General features: G+C 53.0%; 23 protein-coding genes. 7 read left to right on the forward strand and 16 right to left on the reverse strand.

Translation table 11 applies throughout. From position 1 onward, the window contains the following. The first annotated feature begins 223 nt into the window (after positions 1–223). Complete coding sequence (gene mltF / locus AC07WB_RS14385; RefSeq protein ID WP_494940712.1) at positions 224–1,681, forward strand: membrane-bound lytic murein transglycosylase MltF; 1,458 nt, start codon at positions 224–226, stop codon at positions 1,679–1,681. Here the strand turns inward: mltF and tadA are convergent. Together tadA and yfhb are read right to left on the reverse strand one after the other, a co-directional pair. Next, positions 1,678–2,172, reverse strand: a complete 495-nt coding sequence (gene tadA / locus AC07WB_RS14390) for a tRNA adenosine(34) deaminase TadA (RefSeq protein ID WP_097096405.1) — start codon at positions 2,170–2,172, stop codon at positions 1,678–1,680. The genes mltF and tadA overlap by 4 nt on opposite strands. 64 nt (positions 2,173–2,236) lie before the next feature. Continuing rightward, positions 2,237–2,875 (reverse strand): phosphatidylglycerophosphatase C, encoded by a 639-nt coding sequence (yfhb, locus tag AC07WB_RS14395; RefSeq protein WP_097096404.1) that lies wholly within the window; start codon positions 2,873–2,875, stop codon positions 2,237–2,239. A 215-nt stretch (positions 2,876–3,090) separates the two neighbouring features. Between yfhb and AC07WB_RS14400 the strand changes: the two genes are divergently transcribed. Continuing rightward, positions 3,091–3,930: a MurR/RpiR family transcriptional regulator gene (locus AC07WB_RS14400; protein WP_097096403.1), complete on the forward strand. Its 840-nt coding sequence runs from the start codon at positions 3,091–3,093 to the stop codon at positions 3,928–3,930. A 55-nt stretch (positions 3,931–3,985) separates the two neighbouring features. After that, positions 3,986–4,234 carry a YfhL family 4Fe-4S dicluster ferredoxin gene (locus tag AC07WB_RS14405; RefSeq protein ID WP_345828705.1) on the forward strand — a complete coding sequence of 83 codons (249 nt, stop codon included), beginning with the start codon at positions 3,986–3,988 and terminating at the stop codon, positions 4,232–4,234. On the opposite strand, the gene acpS is transcribed toward AC07WB_RS14405, so the two are convergent. The 11 genes from acpS to rpoE all read right to left on the reverse strand — a co-directional run bounded on the left by acpS (position 4,231) and on the right by rpoE (position 13,579). Continuing rightward, entirely contained in the window at positions 4,231–4,611 is a 381-nt protein-coding gene (acpS, locus tag AC07WB_RS14410) for a holo-ACP synthase (RefSeq protein ID WP_007886180.1), read from the reverse strand. The genes AC07WB_RS14405 and acpS overlap by 4 nt on opposite strands. Then, positions 4,611–5,342, reverse strand: coding sequence for a pyridoxine 5'-phosphate synthase (gene pdxJ, locus AC07WB_RS14415; RefSeq protein WP_097096401.1), 732 nt, complete (start codon positions 5,340–5,342; stop codon positions 4,611–4,613). The genes acpS and pdxJ overlap by 1 nt, the downstream gene beginning before the upstream one ends. Positions 5,343–5,412: 70 nt before the next feature. Next, positions 5,413–6,141: a DNA repair protein RecO gene (gene recO / locus AC07WB_RS14420; RefSeq protein WP_097096400.1), complete on the reverse strand. Its 729-nt coding sequence runs from the start codon at positions 6,139–6,141 to the stop codon at positions 5,413–5,415. Between the two features lie 3 nt (positions 6,142–6,144). After that, on the reverse strand, positions 6,145–7,050 hold the full coding sequence (gene era / locus AC07WB_RS14425; RefSeq protein ID WP_494940713.1) for a GTPase Era: 906 nt from the start codon (positions 7,048–7,050) through the stop codon (positions 6,145–6,147). A gap of 50 nt (positions 7,051–7,100) precedes the next feature. Then, the gene (rnc, locus tag AC07WB_RS14430; RefSeq protein ID WP_036620136.1) at positions 7,101–7,781 is read right to left on the reverse strand and encodes a ribonuclease III; all 681 of its coding nucleotides are present in this window, start codon (positions 7,779–7,781) and stop codon (positions 7,101–7,103) included. Between the two features lie 120 nt (positions 7,782–7,901). Then, positions 7,902–8,873, reverse strand: coding sequence for a signal peptidase I (gene lepB, locus AC07WB_RS14435; RefSeq protein WP_097096399.1), 972 nt, complete (start codon positions 8,871–8,873; stop codon positions 7,902–7,904). Between the two features lie 9 nt (positions 8,874–8,882). Continuing rightward, positions 8,883–10,682 (reverse strand): translation elongation factor 4, encoded by a 1,800-nt coding sequence (gene lepA / locus AC07WB_RS14440; RefSeq protein WP_097096398.1) that lies wholly within the window; start codon positions 10,680–10,682, stop codon positions 8,883–8,885. Positions 10,683–10,899: 217 nt separating this feature from the next. Continuing rightward, positions 10,900–11,364 carry a SoxR-reducing system protein RseC gene (rseC, locus tag AC07WB_RS14445; RefSeq protein WP_097096397.1) on the reverse strand — a complete coding sequence of 155 codons (465 nt, stop codon included), beginning with the start codon at positions 11,362–11,364 and terminating at the stop codon, positions 10,900–10,902. Then, positions 11,361–12,317: a sigma-E factor regulatory protein RseB gene (rseB, locus tag AC07WB_RS14450; RefSeq protein WP_097096396.1), complete on the reverse strand. Its 957-nt coding sequence runs from the start codon at positions 12,315–12,317 to the stop codon at positions 11,361–11,363. The genes rseC and rseB overlap by 4 nt, the downstream gene beginning before the upstream one ends. Then, positions 12,317–12,973: an anti-sigma-E factor RseA gene (gene rseA / locus AC07WB_RS14455; protein WP_400456851.1), complete on the reverse strand. Its 657-nt coding sequence runs from the start codon at positions 12,971–12,973 to the stop codon at positions 12,317–12,319. Before rseA ends, rseB begins: the two co-directional genes overlap by 1 nt. 27 nt (positions 12,974–13,000) lie before the next feature. Further along, the gene (rpoE, locus tag AC07WB_RS14460) at positions 13,001–13,579 is read right to left on the reverse strand and encodes an RNA polymerase sigma factor RpoE (RefSeq protein ID WP_007886161.1); all 579 of its coding nucleotides are present in this window, start codon (positions 13,577–13,579) and stop codon (positions 13,001–13,003) included. 441 nt (positions 13,580–14,020) lie between these two features. Between rpoE and nadB the strand changes: the two genes are divergently transcribed. Further along, on the forward strand, positions 14,021–15,628 hold the full coding sequence (gene nadB, locus AC07WB_RS14465; protein WP_097096394.1) for an L-aspartate oxidase: 1,608 nt from the start codon (positions 14,021–14,023) through the stop codon (positions 15,626–15,628). Here the strand turns inward: nadB and trmN are convergent. Then, on the reverse strand, positions 15,625–16,374 hold the full coding sequence (gene trmN / locus AC07WB_RS14470; protein WP_345828694.1) for a tRNA(1)(Val) (adenine(37)-N(6))-methyltransferase TrmN: 750 nt from the start codon (positions 16,372–16,374) through the stop codon (positions 15,625–15,627). The two genes, nadB and trmN, sit on opposite strands and share 4 nt — an antisense overlap. 141 nt (positions 16,375–16,515) lie before the next feature. Between trmN and srmB the strand changes: the two genes are divergently transcribed. Next, positions 16,516–17,844 (forward strand): ATP-dependent RNA helicase SrmB, encoded by a 1,329-nt coding sequence (srmB, locus tag AC07WB_RS14475; protein WP_400456857.1) that lies wholly within the window; start codon positions 16,516–16,518, stop codon positions 17,842–17,844. A 196-nt stretch (positions 17,845–18,040) separates the two neighbouring features. Here the strand turns inward: srmB and grcA are convergent, their stop codons facing one another. After that, positions 18,041–18,424: an autonomous glycyl radical cofactor GrcA gene (grcA, locus tag AC07WB_RS14480; RefSeq protein WP_097096391.1), complete on the reverse strand. Its 384-nt coding sequence runs from the start codon at positions 18,422–18,424 to the stop codon at positions 18,041–18,043. Between the two features lie 265 nt (positions 18,425–18,689). On the opposite strand from grcA, the gene ung reads away from it, so the two are divergent. Then, entirely contained in the window at positions 18,690–19,367 is a 678-nt protein-coding gene (gene ung / locus AC07WB_RS14485) for a uracil-DNA glycosylase (protein ID WP_494940714.1), read from the forward strand. Positions 19,368–19,413: 46 nt separating this feature from the next. Here ung and grpE read toward each other — a convergent pair whose 3' ends face one another. Next, a complete protein-coding gene (gene grpE, locus AC07WB_RS14490; RefSeq protein ID WP_097097663.1) occupies positions 19,414–19,992 on the reverse strand; it encodes a nucleotide exchange factor GrpE in 579 nt (192 codons plus the stop codon). 122 nt (positions 19,993–20,114) lie between these two features. Here grpE and nadK point away from each other — a divergent pair, with 122 nt between their 5' ends. Beyond that, positions 20,115–20,993, forward strand: coding sequence for an NAD(+) kinase (gene nadK / locus AC07WB_RS14495; RefSeq protein ID WP_097096389.1), 879 nt, complete (start codon positions 20,115–20,117; stop codon positions 20,991–20,993). Positions 20,994–21,034 lie beyond the last annotated feature (41 nt).

Here is a 21,034-nt window from a genome sequence, read left to right on the forward strand (position 1 = left end):
ACAGGGGAAAACGGGCGGTATTATAGAGAAACAGCACAGGATACGAAACCGTTTGCGCATAAATTCTGGCACCTGGCGTTTGGCTGAATTTTGCACAATTCTTGCTATAAAAGTTGCCCTGCCTCTTTTTGTTGCGCAAAATGCCCGTCGCTCTGGGAGTTAAAACAACATAAATACTGCCTTTTAAAAGACAGAGGCCTGTGAGCCATTACGAGACAACTATTTGAAACGCCTAAAAATAAACTATCTGTTTATCGGTCTGATCACCGTGCTGCTTGCGCTAGCACTGTGGCCCTCCATCCCGTGGTACGGGGGAGGAAAAGACGCGCTATCACAGATCAAATCACGCGGAGTGCTGCGCATCAGCACGGTGAACTCTCCGCTGACTTACTACACCATTAACAATGCACCAGCCGGAATGGATTACGAGCTGGCGAAGCGCTTCGCCGATTATCTTGGCGTGAAACTGGAAGTTGAGGTGCGTCCTAACCTTGGCGATCTGTTTGACGATTTGGATGATGGTAAAGCGGATTTGCTTGCCGCCGGTTTGATCTATAACAGCGAACGCCTTGCGCACTATCAAAGTGGCCCGAGCTACTATTCAGTGTCGCAGCAGCTGGTGTACCGCATTGATAAGCCTCGCCCGAAAAATCTCGGCGATCTTAAAGGCCGCCTGATTGTGCAGTCCGGTTCGGCATATCTGTCAACTTTACGTTCCGCCAAAGCTGACAGCTATCCCGATCTCGACTGGGCGATCTCCACCGATCAAGGGCAGAAAGCGCTGCTTGAAGCCGTCGCCGACGGTAAGCTGGATTATACCGTGGGTGATTCGGTCACCATTGGCTTGCTGCAACGCATTCATCCGCAGCTGGCGGTGGCATTTGATGTGACGGATGAAGAGCCGGTGACATGGTATCTGCCGCGTAACGATGATGACAGTCTGAATGCGGCCATGCTCGACTTCTATAGCCAAATGGGTGAAGAAGGCGCGATGGCGCGGCTGGAAGAGAAGTATCTTGGTCACGTCGGCACTTTCGATTACGTAGATACGCGTACTTTCCTGCGCGCCATTGATAATACGCTGCCCGATATCAAACCGCTGTTTGAGAAATATTCCGCCACCATGGATTGGCGCTTGTTAGCGGCGATCTCTTATCAGGAGTCGCACTGGAATCCGCAGGCCACCTCGCCCACCGGCGTGCGCGGCATGATGATGTTGACGCGCAATACTGCGGACAGCCTTGACGTGAACGATCGGCTCGATCCCGAGCAGAGTATTCGCGGCGGCAGTGAATATCTCAAGCGCATGATGGAAAAGGTGCCGGAAACGATTCCTGAAGATGAGCGCATTTGGTTCGCGCTGGCGGCCTACAACATGGGCTACGCGCACATGCTGGACGTGCGTAAGCTGACGGCGAGACAGGGCGGCAACCCGGATAGCTGGGCAGATGTGAAGCTGCGCTTGCCAATGCTGAGCCAGAAACGTTACTACACGCAAACCACTTACGGTTACGCACGCGGCCACGAAGCTTATAACTACGTGGAGAATATTCGTAAGTATCAGATCAGTTTGGTGGGATATTTGCAGGAGCAAGAGAAGCGCATCGCACAACAGTCGGCGCTGGAAGCGGAATTAGGCGCCGGTTACCCGGCAGTCGAACCGAAAATTGCGATGAATTAACCGCTGCGCTGCGCCTGTCGCAGCGCTTTCTTTTGCTCGCGACGCATGCGGAAGAAGTCACTCAGCATCCCGGCACACTCGTCTGCCAACACACCGCAATCAATCTGGATTTGATGATTCATGCCGGGATGACCAATAACGTCCAGTAAAGAACCCGCCGCACCGGTTTTCTCATCTTTGGCGCCAAACACTAATCGCGTGATGCGACTGTGCACCATCGCACCGGCGCACATCACGCAAGGCTCCAGCGTTACATACAGCGTCGTATCCAGTAAACGATAGTTTTCCAGCACTTTGCCGCCCTGACGCAGCGCCATGATCTCCGCATGCGCGGTAGGATCGTGCTGACCAATCGGACGATTCCAGCCCTCTCCAATCACGTTATCGCCCTGCACCAGCACCGCACCCACTGGAACCTCGCCCTGCTCCCACGCACGACGCGCCAACTCCAGCGCATAACGCATCCAATATTCATCTGTTTGTGGGTTCACCGGGCAACTCCTGCGGGCATCAAAGGCGGCGCATTATAGCGATGCTACTGCCGGAATCGAAGCGTTATTCCAGCTGTTGCAGCTCGCCGCGCGGCGTAACGCGCCAGCGATGCTGACAGAAGAACAGCAGCGGGTTGTCCTGCTTGCTGTCGCTGTAGCCGCTATACAGCTGAAGAGGCGTGCCGATTTTCTCCTCCAGCTGCGCCACCTTTTCGTGCCCCAGGCAACGCATGGCCAACAAACGTCCACCGCGGCCCGGTTTCATCTGGCTGGCGATAAGTTGCACGCGCGGCAGGAACGCTGAATCAAAATAAACTTTTTCTACCAGCGACTGCGGAGAACCGGTAATCAGCCAGACATCGGCATCATTGCTGCTGAGATAATCGGTAAGTCGCTGTTGCACCACCGGAAAGGCGGTCACGCGTTCGCGGAACCAGTCAGCAAATTCGGCTTCACGCTGACGCAGGCGCGTTTCACTGTGGCCAAAAGTAATCGCCCATAGCAGTAAACTCATCGGCCAGCGCGCCGCGCGACCTTTGATCAGCATACCGAGCCCAATCACCGGTAACAACGGCACCACCAACAGCACATTGATCGGCTGACGTCGCAGCAGGTAGCGCATAAAGGTGCCAAACATATCTTGCTGATGCAGCGTGCCGTCCAGATCGAAGAACACCACGCGTCGTTGCGTACCTTTTGTCAAACAACACTCCTTTTCTATCCTTCGCGGTTTCTGCACTACAGTGTAGCCAGCTTCAGCGTTCGGGGCGAAAACTGCTATTTTTAATTCCAATGACTACAATGCCAGCTGAATAGTTTATTCTCTTTGCCCGCGCGTTGTTATCTGGCCGAAGCCTGCCAGCACCATAAGTGCAAAGCGCTCCGCGCTATCTGGAAAGCTGAATTAAGGATCTAACCATGAGTTCATTGCTGCGAATTCGCCAACTTTATCCTCGACTGGCGCTAAATGAGCGTCGATTGGCGGATTTTTTGCTGTCGCAGCCGGATCGGGCACGGCATCTGAGTTCGCAAAAGCTGGCGGAAGAAGCCGGCGTTAGCCAGTCCAGCGTGGTGAAATTTGCGCAAAAGCTGGGCTATAAAGGATTTCCGGCGCTGAAGCTGGCGCTGAGCGAATCGATGGCCGACCGTGATGCGATTACGGTACACAATCATATTCTTAGCGACGATCCGCTTAAAGTGGTGGGCGAGAAACTGCTCACCGAGAAGATCTCCGCGATCCGCGCCACGCTGGATATCAACAGCGAAGAGAAGCTGATGCAAACGTTGCAGCTGTTGAAAAATGCCAATCGTATTTTACTGGTTGGTATTGGCGCATCCGGGTTGGTGGCAAAAGATTTCTCGTGGAAGCTGATGAAAATCGGCATCAATGCGGTGGCTGAACAGGATATGCATGCGCTGCTGGCCAGCGTGCAGGCAATGGCACCCGGCGATGTGTTATTGGCAATTTCCTATACCGGCGAACGGCGTGAAATCAATTTGGCGGCGCAGGAAGCGGCACAGGTAGGCGCCGATGTGCTGGCCTTCACCGGCTTCACTCCAAATGCGTTACAGCAGTGTGCAACCATTTGTCTGTATACCGTGGCCGAAGAGCAAAGTACGCGTAGCGCGGCGATATCATCCACCAGCGCACAACTGGCGCTGACCGATCTGCTGTTTATGGCGCTAGTACAAAACGATCCCGAACGCGCGTCCAGCCATATTCGTCACAGCGAAGCGTTGGTGAAAAAGCTGGTCTGATGAGATGAGCCGCGTATAATACCCGCGCCTTTTCTGCTGTTATTGGATTTTTGCTATGGCCCTACTCATCACCACAAAATGCATCAACTGCGATATGTGCGAACCTGAATGCCCAAATCAGGCAATCAGCTTAGGCGACGCGATCTATGAGATTGATGTTGACCGCTGCACCGAATGCGTGGGCCATTATGATGTGCCGACCTGCCAAAGCGTCTGCCCGATTGATAACACCATTATTGCGGATCCACAGCACCCGGAAAGTCGTGAGATGCTGTGGGAGAAGTTTGTGGTGTTGCACCCTTAGTTCTCGATAATTACCGTCGCGCAAGCGTAATGGCGTTCATCCGCTAACGTCACATGCACGTGCTGTACGCCGAGCTGGCTGGCAATCACTTTAGCCTGTTCAAAGAAACGTAACCCCGGCTTGCCCAGCGCGTCGTTGTACACTTCAAACTGATTGAACGCCAGGCCACCGCGAATGCCGGTACCGAACGCTTTCGCGGCCGCTTCTTTTACCGCAAAACGCTTGGCAAGAAAGCGCACCGGCTGCTGGTGCGCCTGATATTGCTGCCACTCGGCTTCGCTCAATACGCGGCGCGCCAGGCGATCGCCGGATCGCTCAATCACGCCCGCGATACGCTCGATCTCTACGATGTCGCTGCCAAGTCCGAGAATCGCCATTAGCGACGCGCTTCCCGCATCAGTTGTTTCATCTCAGTAACCGCATCCGCCAAACCGCTAAACAGCGCGCGACCAATGATTGCGTGACCGATATTCAGCTCATGCATCTCAGGCAGTTCAGCAATCGGCTGTACGTTATGGTAGGTCAAACCGTGGCCGGCATTCACTTTCAGGCCAAGGCTGGCCGCGAAGGTAGCGGCTTTTCGGATACGCGACAGCTCAGCCTGGCGCTCGAGACCTTCTGGCGCTTCGGCGTACGCGCCGGTGTGAATTTCAATATAGGGCGCGCCACTGGCAACGGCGGCTTCAATCTGGCGATGATCGGCATCGATAAACAGCGACACCAAAATCCCCGCTTCACTTAGCAAACGCACCGCCGCATTGATTTTATCCTGCTGGCCAGCCACATCCAGCCCACCTTCGGTGGTGACTTCCTGACGCTTTTCCGGCACCAGGCAAACGAAGTGTGGTTTGATTTCGCAGGCGATGTCGATCATCTCGTCCGTGACCGCCATCTCCAGATTCATGCGCGTCTGAATGGTATCACGCAGAATGCGCACGTCGCGGTCGGTAATGTGGCGACGATCTTCACGCAGATGCACGGTAATGCCGTCGGCACCGGCCTGCTCGGCAACAAACGCGGCCTGCACCGGATCGGGATAGTTTGTGCCACGCGCATTGCGCACGGTAGCAATGTGGTCAATGTTGACGCCTAACAGCAACTCAGCCATGACAATCCTTAAATGTGTTCAGTGTGTTTGCAGTGTACCGTGCTGAATATATCAGGCGGTAGAACCAGCGCTAGTCGTTTGCCACATCGGGTTTCTTTTTTGGCACAAACTGGCGAAACAGCTCCTGACTCTTCAGCGGTTTACCACCAAGATAGGGCTTCAGTGCCATGCGCGTAAAGCGTTTAGCAGCGCGCAGGCTATCAGCATCCGGAAAATCACGTTCCCATATTGCCCGCAGCTGACGGCCGGTAAAGCTACGCTGGTTCACCACCAAACTGGCAATAAACCCTTTCTCTTCACGATAGCTGTAGGTCATCTCATCGGCGATCTCTTCGCCGCTGCCGGCGCAGTGCAGGAAATCCACGCCGTAACCAAGATGTCCCAGTAGCGCCAGCTCAAAGCGGCGTAGCGCCGGTTCAGGCGAGCCGTTGCCTGCCGCCAGCGTTTGGATGCAATGCAGATAATCGAAGAACATGTCAGAGAAGGGAATTTGCTGCTCCAGCACGCGTGAAAGCAGTTCATTAACGTACAGCCCGCAGTAGAGCGTGATGCCGCTCAGCGGTAATGCCAGTGAAACGGCTTCGGCGTTGCGCAGCGTTTTGACGTCGCCGCGGCCGCCCCAGCGCACCAGCAGTGGCGTGAAGGGTTGCAGCGCGCCTTTTAATTGAGAGCGGCGCGAACGGGCGCCTTTGGCAAGGACGCGGACGCGCCCTTCGCTTTCGCTGAACAGATCGAGGAGCAGGCTGGTTTCGCTATAAGGGCGACTATGCAGCACAAAGGCGCGTTGCCAGCCTTCCATCGATTAACCTTCGTCAGAGTAACCTAAGCTGCGCAGCGCACGTTCATCGTCCGCCCAGCCAGATTTCACTTTAACCCACAGTTCAAGATGCACTTTCGCCTCAAACATCTCTTCCATGTCTTTACGCGATTCAATGCCGATGGTTTTGATCTTGGCGCCTTTATTGCCGATCACCATCTTCTTCTGGCCTTCGCGCTCAACGAGAATCAGGCCATTGATGTCATAGCCGCCGCGATCGTTAGAGACAAACTGCTCAATTTCTACGGTGACGGAATAAGGCAGCTCAGCGCCAAGGAAGCGCATTAATTTTTCACGGATGATCTCAGATGCCATAAAACGCTGCGATCGGTCGGTGACGTAATCTTCCGGGAAATGATGCTCAGATTTTGGCAGGCATTTGCGCGCAATCGCTGCAATAGCGTCAACGTTTTTGCCGCTTTCCGCAGAGATCGGTACGATTTCAAGGAAGTTCATCTGCTGGCTGAGGAACTGCAGATGGGGCAATAGAATGCTCTTATCCTGAATGTTATCGACTTTATTGATCGCCAATACCACAGGAATTTTGTTATCACGCAGCTTGTTAAGCACCATCTCGTCATCTGGCGTCCAGCGCGTGCCTTCAACCACAAAGATCACCAGCTCAACATCTCCGATGGAGCTGCTGGCTGCACGGTTCATCAAGCGGTTGATCGCCCGCTTCTCTTCCATGTGCAGCCCTGGCGTATCCACGTAGATCGCCTGATAAGCGCCTTCGGTGTGGATGCCCATAATACGGTGACGCGTGGTTTGCGGCTTGCGTGAAGTGATCGACACCTTCTGCCCCAGCAACTGGTTCAGCAAAGTGGATTTACCGACGTTTGGTCGGCCTACAATCGCGACAAAGCCGCTATATGTTTCGAGTTCGCTCATTCGAGTCCTGACTTGGGCAGCGCCGCTTTCGACGCTGCGATGTGACTTATTTATTCGAGGCCAAGCTTAATTAATGCCTGTTCGGCGGCAGCTTGCTCGGCTTTACGGCGGCTGGAACCAATGCCCACCACCGGTTCTGCCATACCACTCACCTGACAGTGAATGGTGAATTCCTGATCGTGGGCTTCGCCACGCACCTGTACCACCAGATACGAGGGCAGCGGCAGGTGACGCCCTTGCAAATACTCTTGCAGGCGCGTTTTCGGATCTTTTTGCTTATCGCCTGGGCTGATCTGCTCCAGACGCGAGTGATACCAATCAAGAATCAGCTTTTCGACGGTCTGAATGCTGCTATCAAGGAAAATGCCGCCAATCAGCGCCTCAACCGTATCCGCGAGAATCGATTCCCGACGGAAACCGCCGCTTTTCAGCTCGCCCGGACCAAGACGTAAACATTCGCCGAGGTCAAATTCACGCGCCATCTCTGCCAACGTATTGCCGCGCACCAGCGTGGCACGCATGCGGCTCATATCGCCTTCATCGACGCGCGGGAAGCGGTGATAAAGCGCATTAGCGATCACGTAGCTGAGAATAGAATCGCCAAGGAATTCAAGACGTTCATTGTGTTTACTGCTGGCACTACGGTGCGTCAATGCCTGCTGCAATAAATCCGGATGAGTAAAAGTGTAGCCCAGTTTGCGCTGCAGCTTGTTAATGACAATGGGGTTCATGCGATTCCAGTTGTTCTGTGCGTCTGTCACTCTGCATACGAAACAGGGCTGCGTACCAACCTGTTCTGTTTCGTGTGCACTGGCCTCCCTTACGGAAGGCCAACCTTTTTTTAAAGCTAATTAGTGAATCCCACCAATGCGGCTAAAGCGCACGCCGGTCGGCCACTGTCCTTCTTGTTTCTCGAAGCTCATCCAGATAGCAACCGCTTTGCCGACCAGATTCTTCTCGGGCACAAAGCCCCAGTAGCGGCTGTCGGCGCTGTTATCACGGTTATCACCCATCATGAAATACTGCCCTTCCGGCACAATCCAGGTCGATTGCGGCTGACCCGGCTGCTGATAATACATGCTTGCCTGACTCTGCGCTTCGTTTACTAACAAGATATCGTGCGTTACGTTGCCCAATGTCTCTTTACGCGTGCCGAGACGCAGGCCGCCCTTCATGGTTTCGCCCTGCGGTGCTTCGAAGAAGCCGTTGCCGGTTTCATTACCATCGAAACCGCTGAAGGTCTGAATGAAGTTGCTTGGCTCAACGTTAGTGTACGTCACCGGCAGTGCCGTGTCGCAATTGCCGCTGCTGCAACCCGGATTGATAGTCAGGGTTTTGCTGTACGGATCAAACACCACTTTGTCGCCCGGCAAACCAATCACGCGCTTGATGTAATCGACGCTTGGATCTTTCGGGTATTTGAAGACCGCGACATCACCACGCTGCGGATGACCGGTAGGGATCAGCGTATTTTGCGCAATCGGATCTTTAATACCGTAGGCAAACTTCTCTACGAGGATGAAGTCGCCAATCAGCAGCGTTGGCATCATTGAACCTGATGGAATCTGGAACGGCTCAAAAATAAATGAACGCACGATCAACACCACCGCCAGCACCGGGAATACCGATGCCGTAGTTTCAACCCAACCCGGTTGCGCTGCGACTTTCGCCAACGTTTTACTGTCGAGCGCGTTGCCTGCCTGCGCCTGTGCCGCAGCTTGTTTAGCACGACGAGCCGGAGCCCATTTAAAGCGATCGATACACCAGATAATGCCAGTGACCAGCGTGGCGATCACTAAAACCAGGGCGAACATGTTAGCCATTAAAAATCCTTATTTGCTGTCTTTACCGACATGCAGAATGGCAAGGAATGCTTCCTGCGGCAGCTCAACGTTGCCGACCTGCTTCATTCGCTTCTTACCGTCTTTCTGCTTCTGCAACAGTTTCTTCTTACGGCTAACGTCACCGCCATAGCATTTCGCCAGGACGTTTTTACGCAGCTGCTTGACCGTTGAGCGAGCGATAATGTGGTTGCCGATTGCCGCCTGAATCGCAATATCAAACTGCTGACGAGGGATCAGATCTTTCATCTTCTCCACCAGATCGCGGCCACGATATTGCGAGTTATCACGGTGAGTAATCAGCGCCAGCGCATCAACACGTTCTGAGTTAATCATCACGTCGACACGCACCATGTCAGAGGTTTGGAAACGTTTGAAGTTATAATCCAGCGACGCATAACCGCGAGACGTTGATTTCAGACGGTCGAAGAAATCGAGTACCACTTCAGCCATCGGAATTTCGTACGTCAGCGCGACCTGCTTGCCGTGGTAAACCATGTTGGTTTGCACGCCACGTTTTTCGATACACAGCGTAATGACGTTGCCGAGGAACTCCTGCGGCAGCAGCATATGACACTCAGCGATCGGCTCGCGCAGTTCGGCGATGTTATTCAGCGGTGGCAATTTCGACGGGCTGTCGACGTAAATCGTTTGACCGTCGGTGGTTTCCACTTCATACACTACGGTTGGCGCGGTGGTGATCAGATCGAGATCGTACTCGCGCTCCAGACGTTCCTGAATGATCTCCATGTGCAACAGACCGAGGAAGCCGATGCGGAAACCGAAGCCCAGCGCGGTTGAGCTCTCTGGCTCGTAGAACAGTGACGCATCGTTCAGACTCAGTTTGCCCAGCGCATCACGGAATGCTTCATAGTCGTCGGAACTGATTGGGAACAGGCCAGCGTAAACCTGTGGCTTCACTTTTTTGAAGCCCGGCAACACTTTTTCCGCCGGATTGCGCTGCAAGGTCAGCGTATCGCCCACTGGCGCGCCGAGGATGTCTTTAATCGCGCACACCAACCAGCCTACTTCACCGCAGTTCAACTCGTTGCGATCAACGCGTTTTGGCGTGAAGATACCTAAGCGGTCAGCGTTATAGCTTTGGCCAGAGCTCATGACCTTCACTTTGTCGCCTTTGCGCAGCGTGCCGTTCTTAATGCGAATCAGCGACACCACACCAAGATAGTTATCGAACCATGAGTCGATGATCAGCGCCTGTAAAGGACCTTCTGGATCGCCTTCTGGCGGCGGAATATCACGCACCAAACGTTCCAACACATCGGGCACGCCGATGCCGGTTTTCGCCGAGCAGCGTACCGCATCGGTCGCATCGATGCCGACGATATCTTCAATCTCTTCCGCCACACGCTCAGGATCGGCCGCAGGCAGGTCGATTTTGTTCAGTACCGGTACCACTTCCAGATCCATTTCCATTGCGGTGTAGCAGTTTGCCAGCGTCTGTGCTTCAACGCCCTGTCCTGCATCGACCACCAGCAATGCTCCTTCACACGCCGCCAGCGAACGGGATACTTCATAGGAGAAGTCAACGTGACCCGGAGTATCGATAAAATTGAGCTGGTAAGTTTCACCGTTCAGCGCTTTGTAATCGAGCGTTACGCTCTGCGCTTTAATGGTAATGCCGCGCTCACGTTCCAAATCCATTGAGTCAAGAACTTGCGCAGCCATCTCACGATCGCTCAGGCCACCACAAATTTGAATCAAACGGTCAGAGAGCGTTGATTTGCCGTGGTCGATGTGAGCGATGATGGAGAAATTTCGTATGTGCTTCATTTATATGAATATCTTCACGTAAAAAATCAGTGGAAAACTTGAGCACAGACACTTTCAGGAAAGGGAGCTTTCCCCGAAACCTTGTCGGCCTCATTAATGACGACGCATATTACACTGTTAACGTCGCGCGTTAAAGAATGGAACTGTGGGGAATCGCAACAGAATTCAGAGATTAAGCAGAACGAAAAAGGCCGCACTAGACGCGGCCTGATGGGGATCAAGCTTCGTTTTCCACACGCAGTGCATCAGGAGGTAACGCAACGCTGAGAATCACGGGCTGAAAAGCCTCGCGATCGCCAAATAAGTTAGAAACACCTTTAGCGACAATAAAGCCACCGATTCCGCCCAACAGCGCGCCACAGGCCGCCGCTAAATCGCTGTGGAACAGCATCTGAAAAATCCCTGCAACTAAAAACAGGCCAAACAGCGGCGTCATGTAAACCAGCAACGCTGAACCCAAAAGGCTACTTTCACGGATGCCCAACTCAATACGCTGACCCGGTTGGAGCGGCTCAGCGCTGGCGATTGTCATCACGTGTGCGTTTTTAGGGCCCAGCTGATTAAGTGCGTGGCTGCCACAGCCTTTGCGTGCTGAGCAGCTATTACACGAGGTTTTTGCTTCCGTGTGCAGCGTGGCAACACCTTCTTTCCACGCCACAACGGTGGCCCATTCTCTCATCATTTTTGTGCACCCGAATCTATACTGTCCGCAATACGTTTGGCAGTGGCGGGCGGTAATTCACCCACCACCGTAATTTCACGATTATCGCGCACTTCTGTCTGCACCGTACGACGCCCAGTGCGCAATGCTTGCACGCTACTGCTTTTATCGGCAGGGGTGATATTGATGGCAAAACTAAATAAGCCATCGCTATACAGACGAGATTCAACGGTTTTGTTCATCGACGGAATATCACGTCGGCTTTGTGAAATCAGCTTCATGCCCGCCGGAAGCCAGTTTGGCTGCCAACTGAGTTCAACTTTGTCACCAGCCGGTAACGATAGCGAAGGCGGCAAGTTGGCCTTTTCCAGCCCCTGCATCAAATTACGTACGCCTTCATCGACGGCAAAACTGATCACGCGGAACTGCTCCAGCGTTTCGCCATCACGATCCAGCAGATCGATCCGCAGCGGCAATTTGGTATCGACATCCAGCCACACCACATAGCTGTAGCGCGTACCATCACGTGACACGATGCGTACCACTTCACACAGCTGATCGGCCATGCGCGAGCGCCCCACCGGGATGAAATCGTAGGCCTCACCCAAACGGGAGAAGTCCGCGAACATTAACCCAGGTAGCGCATCAATAATGTGATTGCCCGGCAGCGAGAAAGGATCCAATCCTGGCTCGAAATAGCTGATGTCATTACCACGCTGGATGACTTCACGGCGCGGCCCATCCATCTGCAAGAGTTGGGCGAAGATACGATTGTCGATAACCGCGTGACGATAACGCAGAGATTCAATGCCAAGGCGCGAGACATTGATGTAGGCAAATTCGTAGTTGAGGTTCTGGCTTGCCTGCTCCATCTGTTGCAACAACGCCCCGGACGCAGAGGTCTGCGCCGAGGCGATAGATGAGCAAAACAGGCTGCCTGCCAGCAGGCTAACGGCACACCAAAGCTGCTTCATTACTGCTGCTGAGTTCCTAACGACTGATTTCCGGGAACATTAGCCTGAGCCTGTTGCGGATCGTTCTTTTCAAACTGAACCTGATCGGCATGCAGACGACGTTGCAACTCATAATCCTGCAGCATGGCATTCACGCGACGACGCTGTTCCTGCACCTGCTGGTTAGAGCTGTTGGTATCAAATGCTTCTGAAGGCACGCCCAAGCTAACTGGCGATGCTTTACCCATCATCGGCAGCGTATTAAATGCTGGTGAATCAGAGGCTTCAGTAGCACTGCCCGTTGGAGAACTGTTGAAATGCTGAACACCAACGATGACTGCCAGTGATACGCAAGCCGCCACACCAACCTGAGTCAGTTGAGCAGCCCAGCTCCCACCGCGGCGCCAAAACGGCATTTTCTCATAACGAGACGGCTCAGGCTGCGCTTCAGGGATCAGCGGAGTCACTTTGCGCGCTGGCTCATTTTCGATGGCCGCAGCCACGCGTGCGGAGATATCAAAATGCAGCACTTCTCCGATATCACCTCGCAAGGTGTCGCGGATGAGGTGGTAGCTTTCCCAGCTTTGCTGAAGATCCGTATCCCTGGACAACGATGCCAACACTTCGTTATCTAAAGTTTCACCATCCATTAAAGCGGAAAGTTTTTCTTTCTGCATGCTTTGGTACCCTTCCAGTAGCCGTTATCACTGACGTTGGATAAGCGGTTGAACTTTATTATCAATAGCCTCTCGTGCACGGAAGATACGCGAACGTACGGTACCAACCGGACAATCCATGATGACGGCAATCTCTTCGTAACTTAGGCCATCCAATTCCCTGAGGGTAATAGCCATACGAAGATCTTCGGGAAGCGCCTCAATGGTGCGAAAGACGATTTGTTTCAGTTCCTCAGACAACATTAAGTTCTCAGGGTTCGAAATTTCTTTCAGTGCGCCTGCACTTTCAAAATTTTCCGCGTCAATCGCATCCACATCGCTGGATGGTGGACGTCGCCCCTGAGCAACCAGATAATTTTTCGCTGTGTTAACCGCAATGCGGTACAGCCATGTATAAAAGGCGCTGTCGCCACGGAATGATTCCAGTGCGCGATACGCTTTAATAAAAGATTCCTGAACCACGTCAGGCACATCGCCTGAAGGAACATAGCGTGAAACCAGGCTCGCCACTTTATGCTGGTAACGAATCACCAGTAGATTAAAGGACTTTTGATCTCCCTTCTGAACCCGCTCAACGAGAACCTGATCCGTTAACTGCTCGCTCATCCGAGGTAATGTCTCCCCAAAACTTTTTTATGCGTAAGTGAACTGCCAGCACATCTCATTGTTCTGAGCAAGCATGCGCTTAGAGTGATCTGTTGGCCTGAAGTTCACTACGATCAGAATTTTTCCGTATCGGAACCACGACATCATTGTTGTTGATTGTCTTTCAGTGTAGCGACTTGCCACACTGGCGGTGTCTTTTGCGGCACCGATAATCGCTGGCAGAGTACCTTATGACGCCTGCATTTTCATCTTTATTACCTGAATTTTCAGAGTGTTTGATATAAAAAACACGTTCTGTTTATTTTTCAACTTAACTCACTGATATCGCGTTACAATCTCTCTTTGCTGGATAATTTTTCCACGCATCTTGTTCAAAATACTTCACAGCAACCGCATCCGGGCTTATGCTCAAGCCACCTTTTGTTTAGTAAATTAAACATTATGACTACGCTCCCTGAATATCAGTGTGATGTGCTTATCGTCGGAAGCGGTGCCGCAGGTTTGTCATTAGCATTACGTCTGGCACCGCATTATCAGGTTACCGTGCTGAGCAAAGCCCAGGTCAATGAGGGTTCAACTCTCTATGCCCAAGGCGGAATCGCGGCAGTATTTGATGAAACCGACAGCATTGAATCGCATGTGGAAGATACGCTGATTGCCGGTGCAGGCTTGTGCGATCGCGACACCGTAAACTTTATTGCCAGCAACGCGCGTCATTGCGTGCAATGGCTGATTGATAATGGCGTCGCCTTTGACAAAGAGCCGCACGGTGATGGGGAAGCACGTTACCACCTCACGCGTGAAGGCGGCCACAGTCATCGTCGCATTCTGCACAGTGCCGATGCCACCGGTCGCGCGGTGGAAACCACGTTGGTAAGCCAGGCGCTTAGCCATCCCAATATCCGTATTATTGAACGCACTAATGCGGTGGATTTGATCCTCTCCGATAAACTCGGCCTGCCAGGGAAACGTCGCGTAGTGGGCGCGTGGATCTGGAACCGCAATCGTGAACAGGTAGAAACCTGCCGCGCGCGCGCCGTGGTGCTAGCGACAGGCGGTGCGGCGAAAGTGTATCAGTACACCACCAACCCCGATGTCGCATCGGGCGATGGTATTGCCATGGCATGGCGCGCCGGCTGCCGCGTGGCCAATCTGGAATTCAATCAATTCCATCCCACCTGTTTATTCCATCCGCAGGCGCAGAACTTCCTGTTAACCGAAGCATTGCGCGGTGAAGGTGCCTGGCTGTTGCGTCCCGACGGCACGCGCTTTATGCCAGATTTTGATCAACGCGCCGAGCTGGCGCCGCGCGACGTCGTGGCCCGTGCCATCGATCACGAGATGAAACGCCTGGGCGTTGATTGCATGTATCTCGACATCAGCCATCAGCCGGAGAGTTTTGTGCGTGCGCACTTCCCGATGATCTATGAAAAGCTGCTGACGTTTGGCCTCGATCTCACCAAAGATCCGATTCCCATCGTACCCGCAGCACACTACACCTGCGGCGGCGTGATGGTCGATCAACAGGGCCGTACCGACGTTGACGGGCTGTATGCCATTGGCGAAGTCAGCTACACCGGTTTGCATGGCGCGAATCGGATGGCATCAAATTCGCTACTGGAGTGCCTGGTTTATGGATGGTCAGCGGCTGAAGACATGATCGCTAGCCTACCCGATGTCACCGCAGTCGAACATTTGCCTGCATGGGATGAGAGCCGCGTAGATGATGCAGATGAACGGGTTGTTATCCAGCACAACTGGCATGAGCTGCGGCTCTTTATGTGGGATTACATGGGCATTGTGCGCACCACCAAACGTCTGGAGCGCGCGCTACGGCGTATCAATTTGCTGCAGCAGGAGATCGATGAGTACTACGCTCACTTCCGCCTCTCTAACAATCTGCTGGAACTGCGCAATCTGGTACAGGTTGCCGAGCTGATGGTGCGCTGTGCGCTGGAGCGCAAAGAGAGCCGCGGGCTGCACTTCACCCTCGACAATCCCGAGCTCCTTGCCGACGCGTTACCCACCATCCTGCAGCCTAAAAGTTAGCGGAATAGGTAGAACGCTTTGACCAGGCTGAGCCAATCTGCTGAATAGCTTTTATCTTCATTACGAATGGCAAGACGTTCCAGCAACGTTTCGCCAGCGGTGGGTGAAAAGCCCAGCACCAGGCGATTCGGCGGACGCTGGGCATAAGCGGCAACGTCGTAACGATAACGCAGATGCCATCCATCCGCCTGCGCCAGCGAAATCAGCGTTTCACCCGCCTCAGCGGGCAGCACCACGCAAAACAGGCCCTCTTCTTCGATCAGCTGTGCGGCACAGCGCAGCAGCGTGCGATGATCGAGCGTGGTGGTGCTGCGCGCGGCATCTCGCTCTGCGCTGCTGGAAGCCATCCCTGGCGCAAAGAAAGGTGGATTACTGACGATCAGTGAGTAGCGCTTTTCACACTGCTCGCTCCAGCTCACGATATCCTGATGATGGACCGTTATTCGATCCGCCCACGGCGAGGCCTGCATATTTTCCTGCGCCTGGCTCGCCGCATTGGCTTCCAGTTCAACCGCATCAATTTCAACCGGTTGCGGCGTGCGTTGGGCCAGCATTAACGCAATTAGCCCGCTACCGCAGCCAATGTCGAGAATGCGGCGCACACCCGCAACCGGAGCCCAGGCACCGATTAATACGCCATCCGTACCGACTTTCATCGCACAGCGATCGTGCGCTACAAAAAACTGCTTAAAGGTAAAACCATCTTTTCTTAACGTCGCCCGCACCGGCGGTTGGTCCTGAGACATGCTTAACTACCATTGAATTTTTTACTGCCGGAAGTGTAACGTGGTGGGGATGGGAATTCACCTGCGCCTGTAATACCTACACAAACAGATGAAGATTATATTCGTTCTGTCTATAATCAGCGCCCCAAACTGAGGTAGACCATGACCGTAACCACATTCTCCGAACTCGAACTCGACGAAAGCCTGCTACAAGCTTTGCAGGAAAAAGGCTTCACTCGCCCTACTGTTATTCAGGCCGAGACCATTCCTGCCGCGCTGGAAGGCCGTGACGTTCTGGGTTCGGCTCCAACCGGGACGGGGAAAACTGCAGCGTTTTTGCTGCCCGCTTTACAGCATTTGCTCGATTTTCCGCGCAAAAAGTCAGGCCCACCGCGCATTCTGATTGTTACCCCGACGCGTGAACTGGCAATGCAGGTTGCCGATCACGCACGTGAACTGGCTAAACATACGCACCTTGATATCGCCACTATCACCGGCGGCGTGGCGTATATGAACCATGCTGAAGTCTTCAGCGAAAACCAGGATATCGTGGTGGCGACCACCGGCCGCTTACTGCAGTACATCAAAGAAGAGAACTTCGACTGCCGCGCCGTCGAAACGCTGATTCTTGATGAAGCTGACCGCATGCTCGACATGGGCTTCGCTCAGGATATCGAGACCATCGCCGCAGAAACCCGCTGGCGCAAACAGACGCTGCTGTTCTCTGCGACGCTGGAAGGCGAACACATTAAAGACTTCGCCGAGCGCTTGCTGAACGAGCCGGTTTTCATTGAGGCCGACCCAAGCAAAAGCGAACGTAAAAAGATTCAGCAATGGTATTACCGCGCCGACGACCTCGAGCATAAAAACAAGCTGCTGATTCACCTGCTGAACCAGCCCGATGCAACGCGCGTTATCGTGTTTGTACGCAAACGTGAGCGTCTGCATGAGCTGGTTACCTGGCTGCACGAAGCCGGTATTCGCACGAGCTATCTTGAAGGTGAAATGGTGCAGGTGAACCGTAACGAAGCCATCAAACGCATGAATGATGGCCGCGTTAAGGTGATGATCGCCACTGATGTTGCCGCGCGCGGTATCGACATTGACGATATTTCGCACGTCATTAACTACGATTTGCCGCGCACCGCTGATACCTACCTGCATCGTATCGGTCGTACTGCGCGTGCGGGCCGTAAAGGTACCGCGATCTCTCTGGTTGAAGCGCACGATCACGTGCTGCTGGGCAAAATCACCCGTTACATCAACGAACCGTTGAAAGCGCGCGTGATTGAAGAGCTGCGTCCAGCAAGCCGCGCGCCAAGTGCCAAAGTAACCGGAAAACCGTCGAAAAAGGCGCTGGCGAAGCGTAAAGAGAAGAAAGAGAAAGAAGAAGAGAAACCGCGCGTGAAAAAACGCCATCGCGATACCAAAAATGTCGGTAAACGCCGCAAGCCAAGCGGCAGCGAGGCGTCAGAATCTGGTGCGGAATAAAACAGCACTCACTACATTTAATCGCCTCGTTTGAGGCGATTTTTTTATTTAAGCGTAGCGAAATACTGCTTTCGCAGTGGAATTACTTTAAGACTACGATCCGGTCCACTGAACTGCCCCCTAAAAAGCAAAAAAGCCGCGTCGATAGGCCTCGACGCGGCTTGTATTGCTGTGTGTATTTTCGTCAGCGCTAAAATTACAGGCTTTCGGTGAACGTACGGGTAATCACATCACGCTGCTGTTCTGGCGTCAGCGCGTTGAAACGAACTGCATAACCAGAAACGCGGATGGTCAACTGCGGATATTTTTCTGGATGGTTTACCGCATCTTCCAGCGTTTCACGACGCAGAACGTTAACGTTCAGGTGCTGGCCACCTTCAATGCGAACCTGCGGTTTCTGTTCCAGCGGGATTTCACGATAGGCAATTTCACCCAAATCGCTGATCGCAACGATTTGATCTTCAACGAAATCACCTTTGGCGCACAGGCAGCGCGCTTCGGCTTTATCATCATCCAGCAACCAGAATGAGTTCAATAGCTGTGGATTGTTTGCCTGAGTAATTTGAATACCGGTAATCATAGAAGGCCTCCAGGGCATTACGCCGTCGCATCAGGACGGCGAGGTTAATGACGTTATCGAATGCTCTGGTATATCACCGCGAGAAGACCGCTGTTTTGACCTGTATCAATTTCGCCCAATCATCAATCAGCGGTTTAAATCTAACAAATTGATTCATAACAATTTAAATAATTAACTTTTTCTGCAATTATTCAAATTATTTTTACCCTTCTGCTGTTGAGCATGACACGTTAAGCTAGTTGCAAAATTTTGCAGGGAGTCAATGATGGCTGAGAAGCTAACCTGGCACGACGTGCTGGCTGAAGAGAAAGAGAAACCTTACTTCGTTGAGACGCTCAAAGCGGTTGCCAATGAACGCGCCGCGGGCGTGACGGTTTATCCGCCGCAGAAGGATGTATTTAACGCCTTCCGCCTGACTGAATTGGGCGATATCAAAGTGGTCATTTTAGGGCAAGATCCCTACCACGGCCCAAATCAGGCACATGGATTGGCCTTTTCGGTGCTGCCAGGCGTGGCTATTCCGCCGTCACTGCTAAATATGTACAAAGAATTAGAGCAGGATATTCCCGGCTTTATTCGTCCGCAGCACGGTTTTCTTGAAAGCTGGGCGATGCAAGGCGTGATGTTGTTGAACACCGTGTTGACGGTGGAAGCCAGTAAGGCGCATTCACACGCGCGCTTTGGCTGGGAAACCTTTACGGATAACGTCATCAGCGCCATCAATCAACATCGCGAAGGCGTGATTTTCTTGCTGTGGGGATCGCACGCGCAGAAGAAAGGCAGCATCATCGATACTCAGCGACATCACGTATTGAAGGCGCCACATCCCTCTCCGCTCTCCGCACATCGCGGCTTTTTTGGTAGTAAACACTTTTCTCAGGCTAACGCGCTGCTAAGCCAATCAGGTCAAACGCCGATTGACTGGATGCCGATTTTGCCCTGAAAAACAAACGGCCGCATTCAGCGGCCGTTGTCATTACAGTAACGGATTAGCCTTTGGCTTTCGTCACTGCCACCATCGCCGGACGCAACAGGCGGCCGTTAAGGGTGTAACCGCGCTGCATCACCATCAGCACATGGTTTGGCGCCATATCGTCTGACTCCATCATTGACATCGCCTGATGGATTTCCGGGTTGAACGGCACATTAGTATCGCCTACCACTTCTACTCCAAACTTACGCACCGCGCCCAGCAGCGACTTCAGCGTCAGCTCGATGCCTTCAATCATCGAAGCCAGTTCGGCGTTATCTTTGTCTGCAACTTCCAGCGCGCGCTCCAGGCTATCAATCACTGGCAGCAGCTCGTTGGCAAATTTTTCCAGGGCAAACTTATGCGCCTTTTCTACATCCATCTCGGTACGGCGGCGGATGTTTTCAATCTCCGCTTGCGCACGCAGCTGTGCATCACGCACGCCGGTCTGCGACTGTGCTAATTCAGCTTCCAGTTGCGCGATACGTTCATCACGAGGATCCACCTCAGCGGTTGTCTCTGCGTCCACGTGCTGCTGATCCTGTTGAATTTCTTCTGAGACTTGCTCGTTTGGGGTGTTCTGTTCTTTACTACTCATGAATTTCTCCGCGTTTTGCACATTCATCTCGCTGGTTGGCTTATTATGGGGATCAGTTTGACGGTTTCAAGTAAACCCATCACATTGCCTGGCCGTTTTGGCTTATAAGGAACTCGCGCTAAATGAACAAACACTTTAACTGCATCGGGATTGTCGGTCATCCACGTCATCCTACGGCGTTAACCACCCATGAAATGCTCTGGCGCTGGCTAACAGCGAAGGGTTATGAGGTGATTGTTGAGCAGCAGATTGCGCGCGAGCTGGATTTAAAAAACGCCGAAACCGGCAGCCTGGCGGACATTGGCCAACGTGCCGATTTAGCCGTGGTTGTTGGTGGTGATGGCAATATGCTCGGCGCGGCACGCGTATTGGCGCGCTATGACATCAAAGTCATCGGCATTAACCGTGGCAATCTCGGTTTTCTCACCGATCTCGATCCAGACAACGCACAACAGCAGCTTGATGATGTGTTGCAGGGCGACTATTTCGTTGAAAGCCGCTTCTTGCTGGAGGCGCAGGTGTGCAAGGAAGCGTGTTCACCGCGAATTGGTAGCGCCATCAATGAGGTCGTGCTACATCCCGGTAAAGTGGCGCACATGATTGAATTTGAAGTCTATATTGATGAGGTTTTCGCTTTTTCACAGCGCTCCGATGGACTGATTATCTCTACGCCAACCGGCTCAACAGCCTATTCGCTCTCGGCTGGCGGCCCTATTCTTACGCCATCGCTGGACGCGATTACCCTGGTGCCGATGTTCCCGCATACGCTCTCCGCGCGTCCGCTGGTGATCAATAGCAGCAGTACGATTCGCCTGCGCTTTTCATCTTTGCGTAGCGATCTGGAGATCAGCTGCGACAGCCAGATCGCCCTACCAATCCAGGAAGGTGAAGATGTCCTCATTCGTCGCAGCGCCAATCATTTGAACCTCATCCATCCCAAAAACTATAACTATTTTAATACGTTAAGTTCAAAGCTAGGCTGGTCAAAAAAATTGTTCTGAAAATCACCGCTGAGCACTTTACTGTATAAAAAACCAGTTTA

The organism is Pantoea sp. GW821-FHT03E06, from assembly GCF_059420725.1.